A 23231-nucleotide genomic window follows, 5' to 3' on the forward strand; every position below is an offset into this window, starting at 1 on the left:
TCTACACCAAGCTGTTTGAGAATCGCTTAAAAATTTCAATTGAGGAATAATTCAGGTACACGCAAAAATAAAACCGACAAATCACTTCGTCGGTTTTTATCATTAAAAATAAAATTACTTACTATTTATTGATTGCTGCAACCCCTGGAAGTTCCAAACCTTCCAAACTTTCCAACATTGCTCCACCACCTGTGGAAACATAGCTTACTTTGTCAGAATATCCAAATTGTTTTACAAAAGCCACACTGTCTCCACCTCCTACTAATGAGAATGCTCCAAGCTTGGTAGCTTCAGCAATACTTTCACCTAAAGCAATAGTTCCAGCTGCAAAATTTGGCATTTCAAAAACACCTATCGGGCCATTCCAAAGAATCGTTCTAGAATTCAATAAAACATCATTAAAGATCGCTCTTGACTTTGGACCTGCATCCAAACCTTGCCAATCTTCAGGGATTTCTCTGATGTCGCATTCTTTTCTATCCGCTTCATTGTTGAAATCATCTGCAATGATGACATCTGTAGGCAGGTAAACTTCTACATTATGTTCTTTTGCTTTCTCCAATATCTCAAGAGCAAGGCTCAATTTATCATCTTCAACAATAGACTTTCCAATTTTTCCGCCCAATGCTTTTATGAAGGTGAAAGACATCCCACCACCAATAATCAAGTTGTCAATTGCCGGAAGAATATTTTCTATAATTGTAATTTTTGTAGAAACTTTAGAACCTCCAAGTATCGCAGTGACAGGCTTTTCACCGGATTTTAAAACTTTATCGATGGCAATTAATTCATTTTCCATCAGTAAACCGAAAAATTTAGTAGAAGGAAAAAATTCAGCAATAACAGCTGTAGAAGCGTGCGCTCTGTGTGCAGTTCCGAAGGCATCATTCACATAAGCATCACCTAATTTTGATAACTTCTCAGCAAAAGCCTCATCACCTTTTTCTTCCTCATTATGAAAACGAAGATTCTCCAACAAAAGAATTTCACCAGGTTGAAGTTCAGCAGAAGCTTGCTCAGCCTTCTCTCCTATTGATTCATCCACAAATTTCACTTCTCTGCCAAGAACTGAAGAAACTTCATCCAGAATATTTTTAAGAGAATATTTGTCGTTTACTTCGCCTTTTGGTCTTCCAAGGTGCGTCATTAGGATTACAGAACCGCCATCAGCAAGGATTTTATCAACAGTTGGTTTTACAGAAACAATTCTGGTATTGTCCGTCACTTTCAGATTTTCGTCCTGAGGAACATTGAAGTCAACGCGTACTAAGGCTTTTTTGTTTTTAAAATCGAAATCTTTTATAGTTTTCATTAAATAATATTTTTAAAGTTTTTATTAAAAAGAACAGAAAAAATCCTGCCCTCTTTGTTTCACAAATTTAAAACTAATTCTTCCCTTTCAAAAATTTAATTTGCAAAAAGAATCCACAAATCTTCATTACAATATGATACATCTCTTTTTCTTTTTATAAAAAAATAATATTGTAGTGTATTGTTGTAGTGCGGTAGTATGCGGAGAAATAAAAACCAATTATTTCATCACACGAAATGTGGATTAATGAGTAGGTTTTTAACATTAATTTAATATTGATAATCAAATAATTAAGATTGTTATCAACAAATGTTTGTAATTATTCAGAACGATCAATATTCAAAACCTTTCTGGGGATAAAGTTGGGTGAAGTGAACCAAAAGTAATTTGAAATAAAGAATTGGACTGGTCAGGAAATAGTCCATTACTAAAAATAATCAGTTATAAAAAGAAATACTTGACAGAAGTTATCCACAGGTTTTCTAACAATTTCTAACATTCTATTATCTTTTTATTAATGGTTGAATCATTTGATTATTGATTATATTACAACAATGTTATATCATTGATATGTAAATAATTAAATTGGGATATTATTAGTAATTTTATTAAGATCCTGTGTCAACATTAATAAAATATGTATTAATTTTATCAATGAAATCAATCAATCAATTAAAAGTAATGAAAAAGATAGCTATAGCCGCAGATCATGCTGGTTTTGAGTATAAAGAACTAATCAAAAAATACCTTGAAGGTAAGTATGATGTGCAGGATTTTGGGACCTACTCTACTGATTCTGTTGATTATCCGGACTTTGTGCATCCAGCTGCAACGTCTGTGGAAAACGGAGAAAATGAATTGGGAATTCTCATCTGCGGCAGTGGAAACGGCGTTCAAATCACCGCTAACAAACACCACAAGATAAGATGCGCGCTATGCTGGATGCCGGAAATAGCATCATTGGCAAGACAACACAACGATGCGAATATGATTGCGATTCCTGCGAGATTCATTTCTAAAGAATTGGCTTTCGAGATTGTAGATAAGTTCCTGACGACGGATTTTGAAGGCGGAAGACATCAGAACAGAGTCGATAAAATCGTATTTTGCTAAACATCAAAAGCCTGTAATGTTATCAATTACAGGCTTTATTTTTAAAGTTATATCTTTGCAACGCATTTCACAGAGAAAGTTCTTTCTCACGAAACCATAAATTAATACAAAGGTTTCCCAAACTCTCCTATTTTATTTTATCTTTATTAAAAATTAAATCCACATTTTTGGATTAATTAAAACAATGCAAGAAATATCTTTACTAATTTCCAAAATTGGAGAAACTCAAATTTTCTTCAAAAACCAGGCTCAAAGACAGGTGAATGTAGCACTGACTTTGAGAAACTGGTTAATTGGTTTTTATATTTCTGAGTATGAGCTTAATGGAAATGACAGAGCGGAATATGGCAAGAATTTGTACAAGGAAATTGCAAAAAAATGTAAGAATATTGCTGGATTATCGGAAAGAAATCTTTATTGGTTTTCCACATTTTATAAAACCTACCAAAACATTTTGCATACACCGACCGCAAAATTATATTTACCTGAAAATCAGTACACTGAAATTCTGCAGACACTGTGTGCAAAATCAGTAGAGTTTGAAAATTCTAATGATGTAAATGATATATGGAAGATAGAATCTAACAAATTAATCAAACACTTAAGCTTCTCGCATATTGTAGAATTTCTAAAGCTAGATGATTTAACCAAAAGAACTTTCTACGAAACAGAATCTATCAGAAATAATTGGTCTGTCCGGGAATTGCAGAGAGCCATCAATTCTATGCTTTTTGAAAGAACAGGTCTCAGCAAAAACAAGCAAAAAGTCTTGGAGGAACATCAAAAATCAGAGAAACCCATAGCAGAAAACTTTTTCAGAAGCCCTTATATTTTGGAATTTTTGGGTCTGAAAGAAGAAACCTCTTACTCCGAAAATCAATTAGAACTCAGTATTATCAATCATTTGCAAACTTTTCTTTTAGAAATGGGCAAAGGTTTTTGTTTCGAAGCACGGCAGAAAAGAATCACGTTTGATAACACGCATTATTATATAGATTTGGTTTTTTATCACAGGATTTTGCGCTGTAATATTTTGATAGACTTAAAGTTGGGCGAGTTTTCTCACGCCGATGCGGGACAAATGAATGTTTATCTCAATTATTACAATGAAAACGAGAAAAACGAAGGCGATAATCCACCTATAGGAATTACTCTTTGCGCCAACAAGAACGAATCTTTAGTAAAATATGCTACCACAGGACTTTCTCAGCAGATTTTTGTGAACAAATATTTGGTAAGCCTTCCAAAAGAAGAAGACCTGAAAAGGATTATTGATGAGGAACAGGAAAAATTTTAGATGAATTTAAAACATCTTAACAAACAATTAAAATTAAAATGAAAAACAAAAAAAATACATCTCATAAAAACGAACAGAAACTTCTGGATCTCGGAAGAACAATCCTTCGTTTTATGAATCAGAAAACATCCAAAATTTATAATTACAAACAGATTTCGGATGGCATAGATTACAAGAATCCAAGACAAAGAGAGCTTGTAATCCAGGCGCTTCACAGATTGCAGGCGCTACAGAAAATTAAAGAAACCGAGAAAGGTAAATACATCGTCAATGTCAATATAGAAGGGACATTGACTGGTGTGATAGACTTCAACCAGTCCGGAAATGCTTACGTAAAAGTAGAAGGGATGCCGGATGATATCTTTATACACCAGAAAAATGTGAAAGATGCTCTGCAAGGCGACAAAGTGCTTTTGGTTACCTATAATTTCAAAGGTAAAAAAGTAGAAGGCTCTGTTGTAGAGGTTTTGGAACGTGCAAAAGACACTTTTGTAGGGATTTTCCAAAAGATTGCAGACAAAGATTTCGGATTTGTGGTTTTTGAAAAGAGAACGATGAACACAGATATGTTCATTTCTAAAAATCACTTCAACCAGGCAGAAGATGGCGATAAGGTCATCGTCAAAATGCGCGAATGGCGACCGGGAAGTAAGAATCCAGAAGGCGAGATCATCCAGGTTCTTGGAACGCCGGGCGACCACGAAACAGAAATCCATGCGATTCTAGCAGAATACGGTTTGCCTTACAACTTCGAACCAGAAGTGGAGCACGACGCTGACCAAATCGACCGAAGCATCAACACCGAAGAAGTCGCCAAACGTTGGGATATGCGTGATATTTGCACCTTCACGATTGACCCGAAAGATGCGAAAGATTTCGATGATGCCTTATCCATTCAGAAATTAGAAAACGGATTGTGGCAAATTGGCGTTCACATCGCAGACGTTTCGCATTACGTGAAACCGGGAACTATTCTGGACGATGAAGCGTACAAAAGAGCAACGTCGGTGTATCTCGTCGATAGAGTAGTGCCGATGCTTCCGGAGGTTTTGAGTAATGACGTTTGTTCACTGCGACCAAATGAAGATAAATTCACATTCTCAGCCGTTTTTGAACTGGATGAAGATGCGAAAATACATAAACAATGGTTCGGAAGAACGGTAATCCATTCCGACAGAAGATTCTCTTACGAAGAAGCACAGGAAAGAATCGAAACTCAGGAAGGCGATTTGACGACAGAAATCCTTCAATTAGATAAATTAGCCAAAATCCTAAGAGCCGAAAGAATCCGAAATGGTGCGATTACATTTGACAGAAGCGAAGTAAGATTCAACCTAGATGAGAACAGCAAACCTATTGGCGTTTACTTCAAAGTCAGCAAAGATTCCAACCATTTGATTGAGGAATTTATGCTCTTGGCCAACAAAAAAGTATCCGAATTTATTTCATTAAACAAAAGAAACGAGCCAACAGGAAACACTTTCATTTACCGTATTCACGATGATCCGGATCCAGCAAAATTGACCGCTTTAAGGGATTTCGTAGGAACTTTCGGTTACAAAATGGACTTGGCAAATACGCAAACCGTTGCGCAATCATTAAACAGATTATTGAGCGATGTCAAAGGCAAAGGCGAAGAAAATATGATTGAAACCCTGGCAATGCGAAGTATGAGCAAGGCTGTTTATTCCACAAACCCTATTGGACATTACGGACTTGGCTTCGAATATTATTCACATTTCACATCGCCCATCCGCCGTTATCCCGATCTCATTGCGCACAGATTGCTTCAGCATTATTTAGACGGTGGAAAATCGCCTAACAAAGAAGAAGTGGAAACGCAGTCCAAACATTGTTCAGCAATGGAAAGACTGGCTTCTGAAGCGGAAAGAGAAAGTATCAAATTTATGCAGGTCAAATTTATGGAAGAACACGTGGGCGAAGTTTTCACAGGCGTTATTTCCGGCGTTTCCGACTACGGTTTCTGGGTAGAAATCCCTGAAAATGGAGCAGAAGGAATGATCAAACTCCGCGATTTGGTCGATGATTCTTATTCTCTGGATGCCAAGAATTATGCGATTATAGGTTCACGAACAGGCAATACTTTCCAACTGGGAGACCAGGTTAAGATCAAAGTGGTGAAGGCCAATCTGATTGCCAAACAACTCGATTTTAAAATTGTGGAATAACTATATAGAAACATAAAATTAAAAGCTAAAGTAGACTCTCTATTTTAGCTTTTTCATTTTAAAATATGTCCTATATGGTTGAAGATTTTAAGTTTATATAGTCAGATAACATTAATTAAAAAGTAAAATGTATTTTTGTCTTCGTCTTTTAAGTAGAAATTCATCATTAAAAACATTGATTTGATGTTATTTGATTGATAATAAAATAAATAGCCAAAAGCTAACTGCAATAAGCTACTTACAAGATACATTTTGCTTTTCACAAAAAACTAAGAATGTTAGAACTCATTTTATACGCAGTCGGCCTAGGAATTATGCTGAGTTTGGTGTTCATCGGACCCATATTTTTCCTGCTCATAGAAACCAGTTTTTCCAGAGGTCCCAGACACGCGATTGCCTTGGATATTGGCGTGGTGACTGCGGATTTACTTTGCATAGTTGTCAGTTATTATGCGAGTGCAGACCTCGTTAGCCTCATCGATAAACATCCTGGATTTTACCGGATTTCCGCTTTTCTGATTCTCATTTATGCCATTTATATGCTCCTTTCGAGGACCAAAATGCACATCGAAGGCGAAGAAAAACTCATCGACCAAAATTATATCAAGACCTTTCTCAACGGATTTTTACTCAATTTACTGAATATCGGTGTCGTTCTTTTCTGGCTCGTAACGGTCGTTTCCGTCCGAAATGCCTATCCAAGAGTGGAGGATTTCGTTCTTTACATTGGGATTGTGATTGGAACTTATTTATTGATAGATTTGTCAAAAATCATCTTAGCAAAACAATTTCACGACAGACTCAACCAGCGTATTGCCAACAAGATTAGAAAAGCAGTTGGTTGTATCTTGATGCTTTTCAGTATCTTTATATTTATGCAAAGCTTCAAAAAGTTCAATAAGTTTGAAGAAAAATTGGAAAAAGCAGAGAAACAGAAACCGAAGATTAAGTAATGTTTTTTTGGCCGCCTTTATCCGCCTGTAGTTTATCCTGAGCTTGTCGAAGGGTTCCCGCTTTTTTGTGCCAATGCTTTTCCAATGCTTACAAAAAGAGCTCCACTCAGGTCGGGGCGCGCTTCGCAAAGTTGAAGATTTGTCATCAATCGACACTTACTACAAATATTCAATTTTGTTAATCATTAAAATCAACACAAATTTGTCATTCCGCAGGAATCTAGGCTGTTGAGATTCCTACGGAATGACAAAATTCTTTACAGTCACATTTCTTTGATGAGTTTTACGTCTTTGCGAATCTTAAAATATTTTCAATAAAATAAAAAAAATCTTTGCGACCTTTGCGTTAAAATAAAGCCCACACAAATGCAAAACACCATTTTTCCAAAATCCCTAAAAAAAGGAGACAAAATCGCTATTATTTCCCCAGCTGGTTCTGTTGAAGAAACTCAATTAGAGAAAACTTTAGCATTAATTAGAAGCAAAGGTTACGAAGCTGTTTTAGGCGAAAATCTCTACACAAAATTCCAAAATGGCTATTCATATGCCGGAACAGAAGAACAAAGGATTAAGGACCTGAATTGGGCTCTGAACGATCCTGAGATTTCTGCAATCTGGGCTTCGAGAGGTGGTTATGGTTGCCAACATTTGGTTCAGCATTTGGATTTGAAAGCATTCAAGAAAAATCCAAAATGGTACATCGGATATTCTGACAATACGGTAATCCAAAGTTATCTGTTGAAAAAAGGTTTTGCATCCATCCAAGGACAGACGATTAAAACGTCAAGCTTTGGCGTAAACGAAGAAAGTTATGACTTAACCTTCGATATTCTGAAAGGGAAATTCCCAAACTATAAAATAGAATCTACAGAACACAATAGAGTAGGAGAGGCTTTCGGAACTTTGGTTGGTGGAAATCTGGCGCTGATCTACGCGCTTTTGGGAACCAAATATTCATTCGGTTTTCAGGATAAGATTTTATTCATAGAAGACATTGGTGAGAATTTCTACGCGCTGGACCGAATGATTATGAGTCTGGAACTTGCAGGCGTTTTCAAGAAAATTAAAGGACTCATCATTGGCGGAATGACCAATATGGGAAAAGAAGGCGAGAACAAAAGCTACGAAGAATCCTTCGACCCATTCGTCAACCAACAGATTGCAAACAGAGTTTCTAAATATGATTTTCCAACAGCTTTCAATTTCCCAAACGGACATATTTTCGACAACAGGCCTTTGATTATCGGTTCAGAAATGACGATGAAAGTCGGCAAAGATGTGATTATTAAGTTTTAAATAATATTTGAGATGGCAGACCACAACGACTTTGGAAAAATAGCAGAAGACTTGGCGGTAGATTTTTTGATGAAGGCAAATTATAAAATTCTTGCCCGCAATTTCCGATATCTGAAGGCCGAAGTTGATATCATCGCCGAGTTTGAAAATCAAATTATTATAATTGAAGTCAAAGCGAGACACACAGATGCATTTTTAGAACCTCAGGAAGCAGTTAATAAAAAGAAAATCAAGTTGTTAATATCAGCCACCAACTATTACATCGAAGAAAATAACATCGATAAAGAAGTGCGTTTCGACATCATTTCTGTCCTTCCCAACAAAGAAAAAACTTTGGAAATCACTCATATTATTGATGCTTTCCAAAGTTTTGAAATATGATTTTTTTTGAGTAGGAAATCATACACTGATAGATCATAAGCATAGCATGCAGAACCGGTGATCATTTGAAAACACTAAGATCCATTTCGACTTTTCCATTTTTCTCAGTAAAATTAGCAGTTTTCTGTGTTTTTGTGTGAGACTTTGGAGGCACCATTTATTGTTTAGAAACCGTTTGACAAGATGCAATAGTAAAGTCCTGAAAGACCAAGACGTCTTAGATTTTTCATAGGTAAAGTTGATTAAACTATTTTTGAGCTTGATGTGCAATCGTGGCTTTATAGATGTAAGCTGGTAGCGGATTGCTATTCCACAGATTTAAAGGTATTTGATTGTATTGGTTTCTAACAATTTTAAATCCAGTGCGATAAAAAAAATGTTTTACGTGAAACATCCAACGATTGAGTGGTGAAAAATTACATTTCAGTCAAATTAAATTTAATTTTACAATTCGCTAAAATACCTTTGGATAAAATTAAACTATATGAAACTTCAACGCAGAATATTAGGATTATTAGCAATTTTGATGAGCATCAGTATTTGGTCACAGATTACCATTTCCGGGAAAGTCACTTTCAGAAACAAATCTTTAAAAGATATCAATATCACATTAAAAGATACATATGATGGCGCAACTTCTGATGAAAACGGAAATTATTCTTTTACAACCACAGAATCTGGAGACAAAATTCTGGTTTTTTCGGGAAGCAATTATGAAGAAGTAGAAATTCCCGTAAAACTGGAAGGGAAGGATCTCAACGTTCCCGCAAGTGTCAAAGCTCAGATCAATGAGATCAATGCGGTCGTAATCACCGCCGGAAGCATAGAAGCAAGTGATAAAAAACGCGCTGCAGCTTTGCTCTCTCCATTAGATATTTATACTACAGCTGGCGCAAACGGACAAATAACTTCAGCGTTGGGTTATTTGCCAGGCGTTCAGAAAGTGGGAGAGAGCGAAGGTTTGTTTGTAAGAGGCGGAACTGGTGCAGAAACCAAGATCTTTATGGATGGAAATCTCATTAATAATTATTTTAGCAGTTCTGTTCCGGGCATTGCGGGTAGAGATAGATTCAATACGTCTTTGTTTAAAGGAAATATATTTTCAAGCGGTGGATATTCTGCAGTTTATGGTCAGGCTTTGTCATCTGTTTTGATTTTGGAAAGTGTAGATCTGCCGGAAACGACTTCTTTTGATTTCGGTGTTTCCCCGATTTTCCTGAGTGCCAATTATCAGAAACTGAATAAAGAGAAAACAGCATCTTGGGGTGTGGCAGGAAGTTATTCTAATCTTGGACTCATGGGAAAACTACTTAATTTTAATACAGATTTTGGAAAATATCCGCAAGGTTACGGATTTGACGGAAATTTCAGAATTAAAACCAAAAAAGGAGGATTCATCAAGTATTACGGCAGCATAGATCAAAACGAAATGTCTGTAGGATCGCAAAGCTTGGAGGCAAATTATGACCGAAACCAAGTGGATCTGAAGGGTAATAACACCTATCACAATTTGTCTTATAGAGAAAAGTTCGGTAAATATCTGGTGAATATGGGTGCTTCTTCTTCCTATAATTCTAACAATCTTGACTTTTCAAATCTCAAAAATGATATTGTAATTAATAATACCAAAATCCACAGCATTTCCAATTATATCAATGGAAAATTGGTTGTTGAAAGAAAAGTGGGGAGAAACACGGTTAGAGGTGGATTAGAAATTAATCATTCTGATGAAAATATGAAGTACGGCACTTCCGAAAGACATTATAAAGATCTTATTTCATCTGCTTTTGCAGAAACCGATTTGATTTTCACTAATGACTTATCTGCAAAAATAGGCGCAAGAACAGAACATTCATCTTATCTCGACCAATGGAATTTTTCGCCCAGAGCGGCCTTAGCTTATCGGATCTCAAAAGAATGGACAACATCTCTGGCATACGGCATATTTTACCAAAATCCGGAAAGCAAATACCTGATGTCTAACAATTTTGATTTTCAAAGAGCGGATCATTATATTTTTCAGGTTCAGAAAAACGCAGAAGGGAGAAATCTAAGATTCGAAGCGTTTTACAAAAAATACGATCAACTGATTAAAACTTCTTCTGCCGGAGGTTCCTCTACAAGTAATTCATATTCTCAGTTTGCAGACAATAGTAACGGAAGTGGTTTTACCAAGGGACTAGAGCTATTCTGGAGAGACAAAAAGACCTTCAAAAACATAGATTATTGGGTGACTTATTCTTATCTGGATTCCAAAAGGGATTTTTTAAACTATCCTTTTAGTTTAACGCCTAATTTTGCTTCGAAACATACCATCAATGCTGTTGCCAAAAAATTTGTGATGGATTGGAAAACCGGGTTTAATCTTTCTTATACTTATGCAAAGGGCCGTCCTTATTATGATATTATTTCCCAGAATGGGCAAAACGCTTTCCGCCAGGAGGGTGGAAGGCTCAAAGATTACAGCGGACTCAACTTCAGCGTGAATTATGTGCCTAGTATTGGTAAAAAAGACTCAAAATCCTTCACCGTGTTCGTTCTCAGCATCAATAATATCTTGGGAAATAAGAACATCTATGGATACAATTTTTCATCAGACCCAGGCAATTTTTCCAGATCTGCGGTACGACCACCGGTTAATACCTTTGTGTTCGTGGGAGCTTTCATAAGCTTTGGCGTTGATAAGACAGATGATGCGATTAATAATAATTTATAACCTTTCAGTTACCAAAAATGACAACTCAGCAGAATAAAATTTAATTCAATTACAAGTCATTCTATCTTTGAATCAGAAATTAAAACAAACAAATAAACAACTCCTATGAAAAAATTAATCTTAACCTTCGGCCTTTCTTTATTAGGTTTCGCAGCATTTGCTCAAACTGCTTATGAGAAGACAATGACAGAGAAAATAAGCAAGATAGAAGCTTCCAAAACAACTGAAGAATTAACAGCGCTGGCCAACGATTTTGATAGGATCGGAACCAAAGAAAATGCGCAGTGGTTGCCTTATTATTATGCCGCTTATGCCACGATACAGAAAGGAAGAGTGCTAATGAGATCTGGAAAAACCACGGAACTGGATCCGGTTGCAGAACAGGCAGAAAAATACATTGCGAAGGCAGAAACACTGAGCCCGAACAATGCCGAGATCTTCATCCTGAAAAAGATCACCAGTGGATTCAGGATGATGGTAGATCCAATGTCCCGTTATATGCAGGAATCACCAATTGCTCAGAATGCATTGGCAAAAGCTATAGAACTGGATCCGGAAAATCCTAGGATCACGGTGCTCTTGGCAGAAGATGCATATTTCACACCAGAACAATACGGCGGCAGCAAGCCAAAAGGTGTAGAATTATTCAAAAAATCTTTGGAACAATTTGCAGTTTATAAATCGAAAACGGCCTTGGATCCGAATTGGGGAAAAGCCGAGGCTGAATATTTCATTAGTCAGAAATAAAACACAAACATTCACGTTTCATATTGTTCCTTCGTCTTTGGCGAGGGAATTTTTTTTGGTCCGAACAAGTTGTAGGAAGCAAAAGCATTTTGTGTTTTAGTCTAAACAAGTTGTTTAGAGAAAAAACAACTTGTGATTTGGTCCAAACAAGTTGCGGGAGACCAAACAACTACAAACACACTTGCGACAGACTTTGGAAGTTTTTATTTTTTTGTATTTTTGAGAAAACCTTTATCAATGAATATTAAACTGCTATGTATAACGGCTGGAGTCTTATTTTCAGCCACTATCTATTCTCAAAAAATGAAGTATCCTGAAGCTGAAAAAGATGATCACGTTGACACATATTTTGGTGTTAAAGTTCCAGATCCATATCGTTATTTAGAAAATGATGTTGATGCAACCAAAGTTTGGATTGATGATCAGGTTGAATTCAGTCAAAATTATCTTTCAAAAATCCCTTTCAGAGAGCAGATCAAAGATCAACTGAGAACGATCTGGAACTATGAAAAAATCTCCGCGCCGTTCAAAGAAGGCGACTATACCTATTTCTATAAAAACAACGGTCTGCAGGCACAATCTGTGATTTACAGAACCGGACCTAAAACCAAAAACATCGAGGTTTTCTTGGATCCAAATCTTTTCTCAGACAAAGGAACCACCTCGCTTTCCAATCTTTCATTCAACAAAAAAGGAAATCTTGCCGCTTATTCTATCTCCGAAGGCGGAAGTGACTGGAACAAGATCATCATCATTGATGCCATTACAAAAAAACAAATCGATGAGACGATTGTGGATGTGAAATTCAGTGGGATCTCGTGGCAGGGCGACGATGGTTTCTATTACTCCAGCTACGACAAACCTAAGGAAGGAACCGTTCTTTCCGGAATGACAGACAAACACAAAGTGTATTACCACAAATTAGGCACAAAGCAATCGGAGGATCAATTGATCTTCGGAGGTGAAAAAACACCTAGAAGATATCTTTCTGCAGGCGTTTCAGAAGATCAGAGATTCCTGATCATTTCAGGCGCCAATGCGACCAACGGAAATGAACTTTATATTAAAGATCTGAAGAACGGAGGTGATTTTGTCCAGATCAACAAAGGATTTGACATCAATGCCGATATTGTGGACACGCAAGGTGATGACCTTTTCATCTTCACAGACAAAGACGCTCCCAATATGCGATTGGTAAAGGTGAACATTCAAAATCCAAGTCCAGAAAACTGGAAAGATGTGATCCCGCAAAGTGAAAATGTGTTGGGAATCTCAAACGGTGGCGGTTATTTTTTTGCTACATATATGAAAGATGCGATAGATATTGTTAAGCAATTTGATAAAACAGGAAAACTCATCAGAGAAATTTCGCTTCCGGGCAAAGGAAACATTTCGGGATTCAATGGGAAGGAACAAGAGAAAGACCTCTACTATTCTTTCACCAATTATATTACACCAGGAACCACTTACAAGTTTAATGTAGATTCCGGAAAATCTGAAGTTTATCAGAAACCAAATGTGAAATTCAATCCCGGAGATTACGTCTCTGAGCAGGTTTTCTACACCTCAAAAGATGGTACGAAAATTCCAATGATGATCAATTATAAAAAAGGAACGAAACTCAACGGTAAAAACCCAACAATCCTTTATTCTTACGGCGGCTTCAACATCAGTTTACAGCCTGCATTTTCTGTAGTGAATGCCATCTGGATGGAGAATGGCGGCATCTACGCAGTTCCTAACATCCGTGGCGGTGGAGAATATGGAAAGAAGTGGCACGATGCCGGAACAAAACAGCAGAAGAAAAACGTGTTTGAAGACTTCATAGCGGCTGGAGAATATCTACAGTCAAAAGGTTACACTTCCAAGGAATTTATGGCGCTTTCTGGCCGTTCCAATGGTGGACTTCTGGTTGGCGCAACAATGACGATGCGTCCGGATCTGGCAAAAGTAGCTTTCCCCGGTGTTGGTGTTTTGGATATGCTGAGGTATAACAAATTTACGGCTGGTGCAGGCTGGTCTTACGACTACGGAACAGCTGAAGACAGCAAAGAAATGTTCGAGTATTTGAAGTCGTATTCGCCGGTTCACCAGGTGAAAGCAGGCACTTGTTATCCATCGACAATGATCATCACCAGTGATCACGATGATAGAGTAGTACCGGCGCATTCATTCAAATTCGGGGCAGAATTGCAGGAGAAACAAAGCTGTAACAACCCGATTTTGTTAAGAATCGAGAAAAATGCCGGTCACGGCGCAGGACGTTCTACAGAACAAGTGATTGGCGAAAATGCCGATCTCTTAAGTTTTGCCTTGTTCGAAATGGGCATCAAAGCTTTGAAGAAATAATTTAATAAATTTTATAATTAAAATCCTGAAATTCGTTTCGGGATTTTTTGTATTTGGAAAACTATTTGATAGATTAAAACGTTATAATTTAAAACTCTTTTAACGATGAAAACAAATATTCTAATTTTCGGATCCATTGCTGTTGCTTTGGTATGCTGCAAGAAAAATGAAGACAGCAAAATGATGAAGCAGACCTATTCCACAGACACGACAATCGTGGACAACAATGGAACAATAGACAGCGCAACCACGACTTCAATGGAAAAAGAAGTGAACGGTAAAAAGACAACGATGGTTTCCTATCCTTACAAAGCGAGCGACGGAAGCCGTGCAAAAGCCACATTCATAGAGAATGACCAGTCAAAAACCATCACCATAGAAGCAAATAATATGAAGTATGTTCTGGACTTCAAAAAAGCAACAACAGCCGGTGAACTTTACGAAAGAAACAGTATTTCTGCAGAGACAACAACCGATTCATTATTTATTTCGCAAGGTGATAATGTCATCCATTTGGGAAAAGTGAAGTAACATACTATAAAATTTTATAAAAAACCCGACAATTATTTGCCGGGTTTTTATGGGATACTTTATTTTCAAACCAAGTATCTGTAAGAATTTAAGGAAGTCTTTGTATATTTAAGATATAGATGCAAAGCTAATCGCTACTTAAATCAATTATTTTTTGATGAATTTTCTGGAAACCACCTTGTTATTAACTTTTGCTTTCAGAAAATAAACACCAGATTTAAGCTTACTAACGTCTATTTTTTTACTTAGAGAAGGAAGCTTAACTACTTTACCATCTGCAGTATAAATTTCCACAGCATTAAGTACGTATTTTGTTTCTAAATTTATAAAGTCATTTGCCATTGTGGGAAAAATAGTGAAGTCATTTTCTTTGACTTCATCTGTAGCCAATGCGTCAAGTGAAATTTTGACAACTTTCCCATTGGAAACCACAGCACAGTATAAATTGTTATTATAGACAGCAAGCCCATTCGTATAATTTAAACCTGACACAAAGACATCTGCTGCCATATCTGTTTCACCAGCGCCATATTTGTAAATTTCGCCTCTGTAATCTGTTGATATGTATAAATTACCAATTGCATCAAATGCAAGATATTGTGGATTTGGAATATTATCAACAAAAGTAGTGATGACTCCAGCGGGAGTTATCTTAACAACTTCATTAGCAGTTCCGGCTGTGGCAATATAAATATTTCCGGCTGCATCTTTCGCCATTCCTTTCGGACTTGTAAGGACATAAGGAAGTTCTGTCATACTTACTGTGGTTTTGTCGTACCGAACAAGCTTTCCGTTTGACTGGGTGAAAAATATAAAATTGGTGCCACTGTCCAAAATTCCAAATGGTGATGTTGCAGGAAATGAAGTTGATACACCAGTAGAAGGATTGATTTCTTTTATACTAGATAAAGCCTGAAAAGATCCCCATAACTTGTTGTTACTATCTAAAATAATTTGTCTCGGCTGTCCGTTCATTCCTGTTTTGACTGTGGAGAGTGTTCCAGAGGAGAATTTTTTAATCGCATAATTGCTTTCATCTCCAATAAAAAGGTTTCCTGCGGAATCAAAAACGATTCCAGTTGGGTTTCCTGCTCCTGTAACGTAATCTGTAACCGTTTGCGCTTGTACCATACTACAAGCAAACGCCAAAGCGAATAAAGTTTTTTTCATTTTAAAAATTTATGTTTTTTTTTGCAAAAATAAGTATATTGTGTGTTGTTTCCTAATATTACATTACAAAAAAAACGCAGTAAAACAATTACTGCGTTTTTTATACTGAAGATAGTTAATTTAAATCTTTGCAAGCAAATTCCTAAAACTTGTTTTCTCATCAATAATTCTTCGAAGATCTGCCACAGCAACTCTCTCCTGTTTCATTGTATCACGATCTCTGATGGTTACAGTATTGTCCACCAAACTGTCGTGATCGATCGTGATACAAAGTGGCGTTCCGATGGCATCTTGTCTTCTGTAACGTTTTCCGATCGCATCTTTTTCTTCGTAGAACAAGTTGAAATCATACTTCAGGTCATTGAAGATCGTTTCAGCGTATTCTGCCAGACCATCTTTTTTCATTAATGGAAGAATCGCTGCTTTTACCGGCGCCAAGGCTGGAGGTAAACTTAGAACAGTTCTTTCAGAGCCATCTTCCAAAACTTCATCCTTAAGACAAGTGGAGAACAAGGCAAGGAACAATCTGTCCAAACCAACCGAAGTTTCTACCACGTAAGGCACATAATTCTCGTTTCTTTCCGGATCAAAATACTGTAATTTTCTACCAGAATGTTTCTCGTGAGCCTTCAAATCAAAGTCAGTTCTGGAATGGATTCCTTCCAATTCTTTGAATCCAAATGGGAAATTAAACTCAATATCAGACGCTGCATTCGCATAATGCGCCAATTTCTCGTGATCGTGGAAACGGTAATTTTCAGAACCCAATCCAAGAGCCAAATGCCAGTTAAGACGTTTTGTTTTCCATTGTTCGTAGAACTCTAACTCCGTTCCTGGCGCCACAAAATATTGCATTTCCATCTGCTCAAATTCTCTCATTCGGAAGATGAACTGTCTCGCAACAATCTCATTTCTAAATGCTTTTCCAATCTGCGCAATCCCGAAAGGTAATTTATGTCTTGACGTTTTTTGAACGTTAAGATAATTCACAAAAATCCCCTGAGCCGTTTCTGGTCTCAAATAGAGGTCGGTCGCTGTATCAGCAGAAGCACCCAATTTGGTCCCAAACATCAGGTTGAATTGTCTCACTTCCGTCCAGTTTTTAGAACCAGTATCAGGATCAGCAATTTCCAGTTCCTCGATTAGTGCTTTTACATCAGCTAGGTTTTCTGTCTCCAGAGATTTTGCCAATCTTGTAAGAATTGCCGCTCTTTTCGCACGATATTCCAGCACTTTTGGATTCGTAGCTTCAAATTCAGCTTTATTGAAAGCGTCACCAAATCGCTTGGCCGCTTTTTCTATTTCTTTATTTTCTTTATCTTCAATTTTCAGGCAGTAATCTTCTACCAAAACATCCGCGCGGAATCTTTTTTTAGAATCCTTATTGTCAATCAATGGATCGTTGAACGCGTCCACGTGTCCGGAAGCTTTCCAGATCGTTGGGTGCATAAAGATGGCAGAGTCGATGCCCACGATGTTTTCGTTCAGCTGAACCATCGCTTTCCACCAGTATTGTTTGATGTTGTTTTTCAGTTCCGCACCGTTTTGTCCGTAATCGTAGATCGCCGAAAGTCCGTCATAGATCTCAGAACTTGGGAAAATAAAACCATATTCCTTCGCGTGAGAAATCACTTTCTTGAAAACATCTTCTTGCTTTGCCATATTTCGTTTAATTGAAGTGCAAAAATAAGGAAAATACAGGAAGTTGGAAGCCGGAACACGCAACTTTTTAAAAACCACGGAAAATTTTACATTGATTTGGAATTTAATCAAATCATCAGGAGCCGGGAACCTGCTGTCCGTTGCAATCTTTTTTGCATTACGTTTGTCAGGCTGAGGTTCTCGAAGCCAACGCAAAAAAGGATTTCCACTACCATCAGGGCTAGTTACGTTTTCAGTTTTGAAGAACGTTTCCTTAATTGTTCAGGTCTTTCTCAATCAATTCCAAAGAGTCAATGACTTTTGAGATTTTCGCATTCTGTTTTTTGATCTGTCTCGGTCTTAGAAAAAACCACGCAATGGCGAGCCACAAAAATGTTAATCCATAGGCCATTGTTGCTCCTAGTGTGGACATTCTGAGCGCAAATTCATAGAAATAAAAAGCAAAACCAGCAGTTAATAAAACATAATAAATACTGATTCCCTTGGTCTGCATATAAATTTGCTGATGCTGTAATTTTTTCAGAGAAGCCAAATATGCCTGATTGCTGATGGACGGATTGATCTTCCGGATCACATTGATATTCTGAGAATAAAGATAAATGTAAAGTGCTAATGCAATCAGAATCAAAATAATTCCTAAACTGGTTGTCAACATTTTAAAATCAATGACACACCATATAAAAATAATTCCGAAAGCAGTACCAAGAAGACAAAACATCTGACAAACTGTTGCAGCCAATTGTTTTTTTCTGTATTTGTCTGCGGCGGATTTAATCTCTTGGATGTTAGGAATATCTGCACTTTTCTTGTTCCAGATGTCTTGGAAATTAATATGTTTAGTTGGCATAATTCTTAAATTTTTCAGTTAACTTTTCTTTGATTCTGTGTATTTTGACTCTCACATTGGCTGGCGAGATTCCAACGACTTCAGCAATGTCTGCCTGCTTCATTTCTTCCAGTTCAAGGGAAATAATGATCCTCTCCAGTTCCGGTAATTCTGAGATGCATTGGTAAAGAAAGTCTGTCATTTTATCCTGCTCCAGCTTGTATTCTTTCTCGGAATGATCTTTTATTTGATAAGGCAACTCACTTTTAGGCATTCGCTTTTCAATGTGGATCTGCCTTAGACAAATATTGGTCGCAATTCTGTAAATCCAGGTTCCGACTGCAGCTTCCTGCCGGAACTTTGGCAGTTGCCGGAAAACCGCAACAAAGGTTTCCTGACAAAGATCCTTAGCCAGATCATCGTCATTCACATAACCCATACACAGACGAAAGATCCGTTTCCAGTAATCGTGGTATATTGCTTCGAAGTTTAAAACCTGCATGTCTGTTTTTAGAATTTAGAGTGTAAGTAACAGAAAATGTTACATATTTAAAACAAAAAAAGCGTCTCAAAATTGACGGACGCGTTTCAAATCATGAAAAGACTTTGGCAAATGGTTTTTATTTTCAGAAAGCACCGATTGACGAATAGTGATATCCACCATTGGTAAAATTGAAATGGGGTTGTCTGTTATTACGCATCATGCCGATTTTTAACACCAGGTTCACACTGTTTTTTTTAAACTACCAACCGTTTGATGACCCACAAAGGCGTAAACTTAGCGAAGAATACAAAGGGTTTTCATTGAGGGCGGATTTGCGGACAATCATTAAATCCAAAAACACAAAAACAAAACGTATTACTTAAAAATAGTTTTCAGGCTAGGAAAACGCTGTGATTTTTCAAAGTGGATTGCCTTAAAAAAATGGGTGCTTTTAGAATTGATTATGATGTCCTGCTATTTTTCGAAATTTTATTTGATCATTGTGTAATAGGTTATCATTACAAAAACTTAAATTTGTAAAACTTTTCTCCGATGTACAAACGCATTATTCGCCCCATTCTTTTCAAATTCGATCCAGAAGAAATCCACTACTTTAGCTTTGCGGCTCTCAGGAATTTTGGTTTTCTGACCAAATTATTTTTACCAAAACCAATGGTTGATAAACGTCTGGAACGGGAAGTTTTCGGACTGAAATTCAAAAATCCAGTTGGTCTCGCTGCTGGTTTTGATAAGGACGCCAAGTGCTTCAATGAGCTTTCTGAGCTTGGATTTGGTTTCATAGAAATTGGAACTTTGACACCGAAACCTCAAGCTGGAAACGATAAAAAAAGATTGTTCCGATTGAAGGAAGATGAGGCAATCATCAACAGAATGGGTTTCAATAATGGCGGCGTGGACGACGCGATTGAAAGATTAAAGAACAATAAAAACGTTCTCATCGGCGGAAACATTGGCAAGAACAAAGGGACGCCCAACGAAGAAGCCGTCAACGATTACAAAATCTGTTTCGAGAAATTGTTTCCGCACGTGGATTATTTTGTCGTGAATGTCAGCTCGCCAAATACACCCAATCTAAGAGAACTTCAGGACAAAAAACCTTTGACAGAATTGTTATCAACACTTCAAAAACTCAATCTCAAAAGGCCAAAACAAAAGCCAATTCTTCTGAAAATCGCACCAGATTTGACAGATGAGCAACTTTTGGATATTATTGATATCGTAAAAGAAACGCAGATTGCAGGCGTCATCGCAACCAATACGACTTTGTCAAGAGAAAATTTGGTCTCAGAGAACAAAACCGAAACTGGCGGACTGTCCGGAAAACCATTGACAAAACGTTCGACAGAAGTTATCAGATTTCTCTCCGAAGAAAGTGGAAAAGCATTCCCAATTATCGGCGTTGGCGGAATTCACACCGCAGAAGATGCCATTGAAAAATTAGAAGCTGGCGCGAGTCTTGTTCAGCTCTACACAGGATTCATCTACGAAGGACCGGAATTGATTAATGAAATCAATCAGGCAATTCTCAAACAATTATAGGAATGGAATTAATTACACTCAAAATATTCAACACAGAAATAGAAGCGGAAATGCTCAAGATTTTCTTAGAAACCAACGAAGTTGAAGCTTTTGTCTTCGGCAATATTTTAGCCAATACTTATAATTTATTCAATACAACAAGTGGCGGCGTTCAGCTGAAAGTTTCAGAAAATGACTTGGAAAAGGCCAATGAACTGATGACCGAATTTTATCATAAAGACAGTCAATAAAAACAAAAAACCTCGCCAAACACTTAATTTGGCGAGGTTTTATAGTCATATCCCGGAAGGATTTAAAACTTAAAATCCACACCAATGTAGAAATTCTGCTGCATCACCGGCGCATAAACCATTCCGCCATCAAAGTCATTTCCGAATGGATTGGCAGCGTCCAAAATCGCAATTTTCTGCTGATAACCAGTCAAGTTCTCGCCACCCAAATAAACCCGGATCTTCTCAGAAAAGTTTCTTGAAATCTGGGCGTTCAAAGTAGAATAACTCGGCGAATAATCTCCAATTTGGAATTCCGCAGGATTTGATTTTGTGCTTGGAAGTCTTTGTTTTCCAACTAAATTTAAAGTTGTGTCGAAGCTCCAAAACGCGCCTTTATCGGTTTTGTTGGTAGAATAAGCCACGTTTGCAAATCCACGATGTTTTGCCATAAACGGTACTTTTTTCAGTCCGCTCAAGTAATCCAAAGCTACATCGTAATATTTGTAAGCAACGCGGAACTCCAGATTTTTCACCGGCTGAAAATCCCATTGTGTCTGGAAACTGTTCGCAAACGATTTTCCCTCAAGATTATAAAACAATATTTTCTGCGCAGATTCATCCAAATCTGTGACCACTTGATTTTGGAAATCGGTTCTGAAAAAGTCTGCTAAAACAGTCGATTTTCTTCCAAACAATTTGAATTCCTGCTGAAGGCTGATACCGTAGTTCCACGCAATTTCTGGTTTCAAACCGTAGATTTTGCCACCATTATTCAGTATTTCAATTTTTCGGTTGGAAGCAAAATAGGCCTGACTTTCCGCAAAAACATTCGCAGTTCTGAAACCTTTTCCGGCCGAGATTCTTAAAATCGTTGTCGGCGTCAAATCATATTTGAAGTTCATTCTCGGCGTAAACTGTGTTCCTGCCAGGTTATGAAAATCCACACGAGCGCCAGTCACCAAAGTGAATTTTTCGCCTGTTAAAGTGTATTCCGCAAACAAGCCTGGAACGGTTTCGGTTCTTTTGTAATTGTCCAAAAGGTAATCTTCGTCGTATTTATCATAAAGGAAACTCGCGCCCACTTTATATTTGTTGTTCGTATTTCCGATGATGCTTTCAAAAATCAAATTCGAATAATAAGAAGTTTCTTTTCCAAAATAATTTCTCAATCCGAAAAAGCTATCTTGCTGATGGTAAGTCAGTTGGTTCATCCAGCCCAAACTCTGATAGGGTTTCCCCTCGAAAACATAACCCGTTTTGTTCCACAGTTGCAATCTCGAAATGTCAATCCCAACGCCATAAAGCGATTGGTCTTTCTGCGGCATCTTTTTATTAAATCCGATTTGTCCTGCAGTTCGCTCATCTTTCAAGAAATTAATCCCGAAATGCGAACCGAATCCAGAACCTTGCAAATCATTGTAATTCAATAAATAAGCGACATTTAATTGATTCCCTTTTGGTCTGTCGAGGAAACCGTCATCATTCATATCTGTATCACCGAAAGTTCCGTTTCCGTGAAGCAATACACTTTGAGTCCATTTGTCAGAAATGGGAGAAGTGCTTGTCACATTCGCTTCCACACGACCATTGTTATCAGAGAACAGATTAATTTCTGTCTCTGTTTTTTTTGCGTCGTCTTTGGTTTTCAGAAGTTCTGTGTTGATCTGTCCTGTGATGCTTTCGTAGCCGTTCACCACGGTGCTTCCGCCTTTCGTCAATTGGATTCCGCCAATCCATTTTCCGGGAATGAAGTTCAAACCATAAGCCGAAGCCAAACCACGGATTTCAGGCAGTTGTTCTTTTGTAAGAAGGGTGTATTTTTGGTCAAGTCCCAGCATCTTCAGTTGCTTGGTTCCAGTCACCGCATTACTGAACGAAACGTCCACGGTTGCATTGGTTTCAAAGCTTTCGGAAAGGTTGCAGCACGCGGCTTTCAGCAATTCTTTGGAACTGATATTGAAAATTAATCCTGCTTCTTTTTTGCTGATGGCAGTTGCTTCTTTTTCTCTCGTCAGTTTTACACCTTCAATCTGATTCGTTTTTTGATCAGAATCAGAATCTTCGTGATTGTTTTCATTTTTATCTGAACCTCTCGTGTACAAGCAACAAGCTGGTAGGGCTTTGTAAACGCCGTCTGGTGCTTTAAATTTCTCGTTGTCGTGTCCGGCTTCTGCCACTTGTTTTAGAATCGTGTCGCAAGTGACTTTGGATTCGTCCAAAACCATTGTCAAGGTTTGGTTTTCTGCGCTCCAGTTGGCAGAGATTGCGCCAGCTTTTACAGCAGTTGTTTCTATTCTGGCTTTGCACATATTGCAGTTTCCTTTGACCAAAAACTGTTCTGTCACAGCTTGTGCAAATGAAAAAACAGACGTCAGCAACAGCACAAAAAACATCAGTTTTTTACTTAAATTGTTCATCGTTAAAAATTGAAGT

18 protein-coding genes are annotated in these 23231 nt (G+C 37.5%); 12 read left to right on the forward strand and 6 right to left on the reverse strand.

Translation table 11 applies throughout. The features are described from left to right. Nucleotides 1-121: 121 nt before the first annotated feature. Complete coding sequence (locus tag F564_RS0105525; protein ID WP_028121740.1) at nt 122-1312, reverse strand: phosphoglycerate kinase; 1191 nt, start codon at nt 1310-1312, stop codon at nt 122-124. A gap of 681 nt (nt 1313-1993) precedes the next feature. Between F564_RS0105525 and rpiB the strand changes: the two genes are divergently transcribed. The 10 genes from rpiB to F564_RS0105590 all read left to right on the forward strand — a co-directional run bounded on the left by rpiB (nt 1994) and on the right by F564_RS0105590 (nt 14884). Continuing rightward, nucleotides 1994-2425, forward strand: a complete 432-nt coding sequence (gene rpiB / locus F564_RS0105530) for a ribose 5-phosphate isomerase B (protein ID WP_028121741.1) — start codon at nt 1994-1996, stop codon at nt 2423-2425. Between the two features lie 184 nt (nt 2426-2609). Then, a complete protein-coding gene (locus F564_RS0105535) occupies nt 2610-3722 on the forward strand; it encodes a PDDEXK nuclease domain-containing protein (RefSeq protein WP_051259573.1) in 1113 nt (370 codons plus the stop codon). 38 nt (nt 3723-3760) lie between these two features. Then, a complete protein-coding gene (gene rnr, locus F564_RS0105540; protein ID WP_028121743.1) occupies nt 3761-5911 on the forward strand; it encodes a ribonuclease R in 2151 nt (716 codons plus the stop codon). 275 nt (nt 5912-6186) lie between these two features. Then, nucleotides 6187-6864 (forward strand): LysE family translocator, encoded by a 678-nt coding sequence (locus tag F564_RS0105545; protein WP_028121744.1) that lies wholly within the window; start codon nt 6187-6189, stop codon nt 6862-6864. A 366-nt stretch (nt 6865-7230) separates the two neighbouring features. Next, complete coding sequence (locus F564_RS0105555; RefSeq protein WP_028121745.1) at nt 7231-8160, forward strand: S66 peptidase family protein; 930 nt, start codon at nt 7231-7233, stop codon at nt 8158-8160. Nucleotides 8161-8172: 12 nt separating this feature from the next. Further along, on the forward strand, nt 8173-8541 hold the full coding sequence (locus tag F564_RS0105560) for a YraN family protein (protein WP_028121746.1): 369 nt from the start codon (nt 8173-8175) through the stop codon (nt 8539-8541). Between the two features lie 484 nt (nt 8542-9025). Then, a complete protein-coding gene (locus F564_RS0105575) occupies nt 9026-11257 on the forward strand; it encodes a TonB-dependent receptor (protein WP_028121747.1) in 2232 nt (743 codons plus the stop codon). A 105-nt stretch (nt 11258-11362) separates the two neighbouring features. Next, nucleotides 11363-12004, forward strand: coding sequence for a tetratricopeptide repeat protein (locus tag F564_RS0105580; protein ID WP_028121748.1), 642 nt, complete (start codon nt 11363-11365; stop codon nt 12002-12004). A gap of 303 nt (nt 12005-12307) precedes the next feature. Beyond that, nucleotides 12308-14353, forward strand: coding sequence for a prolyl oligopeptidase family serine peptidase (locus tag F564_RS0105585; protein WP_394330626.1), 2046 nt, complete (start codon nt 12308-12310; stop codon nt 14351-14353). Between the two features lie 105 nt (nt 14354-14458). Beyond that, the gene (locus tag F564_RS0105590; protein WP_028121750.1) at nt 14459-14884 is read left to right on the forward strand and encodes a hypothetical protein; all 426 of its coding nucleotides are present in this window, start codon (nt 14459-14461) and stop codon (nt 14882-14884) included. Between the two features lie 147 nt (nt 14885-15031). Here the strand turns inward: F564_RS0105590 and F564_RS0105595 are convergent, their stop codons facing one another. The 4 genes from F564_RS0105595 to F564_RS0105610 form a co-directional block, all read right to left on the reverse strand. Further along, nucleotides 15032-16054 (reverse strand): T9SS type A sorting domain-containing protein, encoded by a 1023-nt coding sequence (locus tag F564_RS0105595; protein WP_028121751.1) that lies wholly within the window; start codon nt 16052-16054, stop codon nt 15032-15034. A 120-nt stretch (nt 16055-16174) separates the two neighbouring features. Continuing rightward, on the reverse strand, nt 16175-17716 hold the full coding sequence (locus F564_RS0105600) for a glycine--tRNA ligase (protein ID WP_028121752.1): 1542 nt from the start codon (nt 17714-17716) through the stop codon (nt 16175-16177). Between the two features lie 253 nt (nt 17717-17969). Then, complete coding sequence (locus F564_RS0105605; protein WP_028121753.1) at nt 17970-18563, reverse strand: hypothetical protein; 594 nt, start codon at nt 18561-18563, stop codon at nt 17970-17972. After that, on the reverse strand, nt 18553-19044 hold the full coding sequence (locus F564_RS0105610) for an RNA polymerase sigma factor (protein WP_034980849.1): 492 nt from the start codon (nt 19042-19044) through the stop codon (nt 18553-18555). Before F564_RS0105610 ends, F564_RS0105605 begins: the two co-directional genes overlap by 11 nt. Before the next feature lie 534 nt (nt 19045-19578). Here F564_RS0105610 and F564_RS0105615 point away from each other — a divergent pair. Both F564_RS0105615 and F564_RS18765 read left to right on the forward strand, forming a co-directional pair. Further along, the gene (locus tag F564_RS0105615) at nt 19579-20586 is read left to right on the forward strand and encodes a quinone-dependent dihydroorotate dehydrogenase (RefSeq protein WP_028121755.1); all 1008 of its coding nucleotides are present in this window, start codon (nt 19579-19581) and stop codon (nt 20584-20586) included. A gap of 2 nt (nt 20587-20588) precedes the next feature. Continuing rightward, a complete protein-coding gene (locus F564_RS18765) occupies nt 20589-20816 on the forward strand; it encodes a putative signal transducing protein (protein WP_051259574.1) in 228 nt (75 codons plus the stop codon). 62 nt (nt 20817-20878) lie between these two features. Here F564_RS18765 and F564_RS0105625 read toward each other — a convergent pair whose 3' ends face one another. After that, complete coding sequence (locus F564_RS0105625) at nt 20879-23215, reverse strand: TonB-dependent receptor domain-containing protein (protein WP_028121756.1); 2337 nt, start codon at nt 23213-23215, stop codon at nt 20879-20881. Between the last annotated feature and the right edge of the window lie 16 nt (nt 23216-23231).

The organism is Epilithonimonas tenax DSM 16811 (assembly GCF_000428485.1).
Taxonomy (GTDB): Bacteria; Bacteroidota; Bacteroidia; order Flavobacteriales; family Weeksellaceae; genus Epilithonimonas; species Epilithonimonas tenax.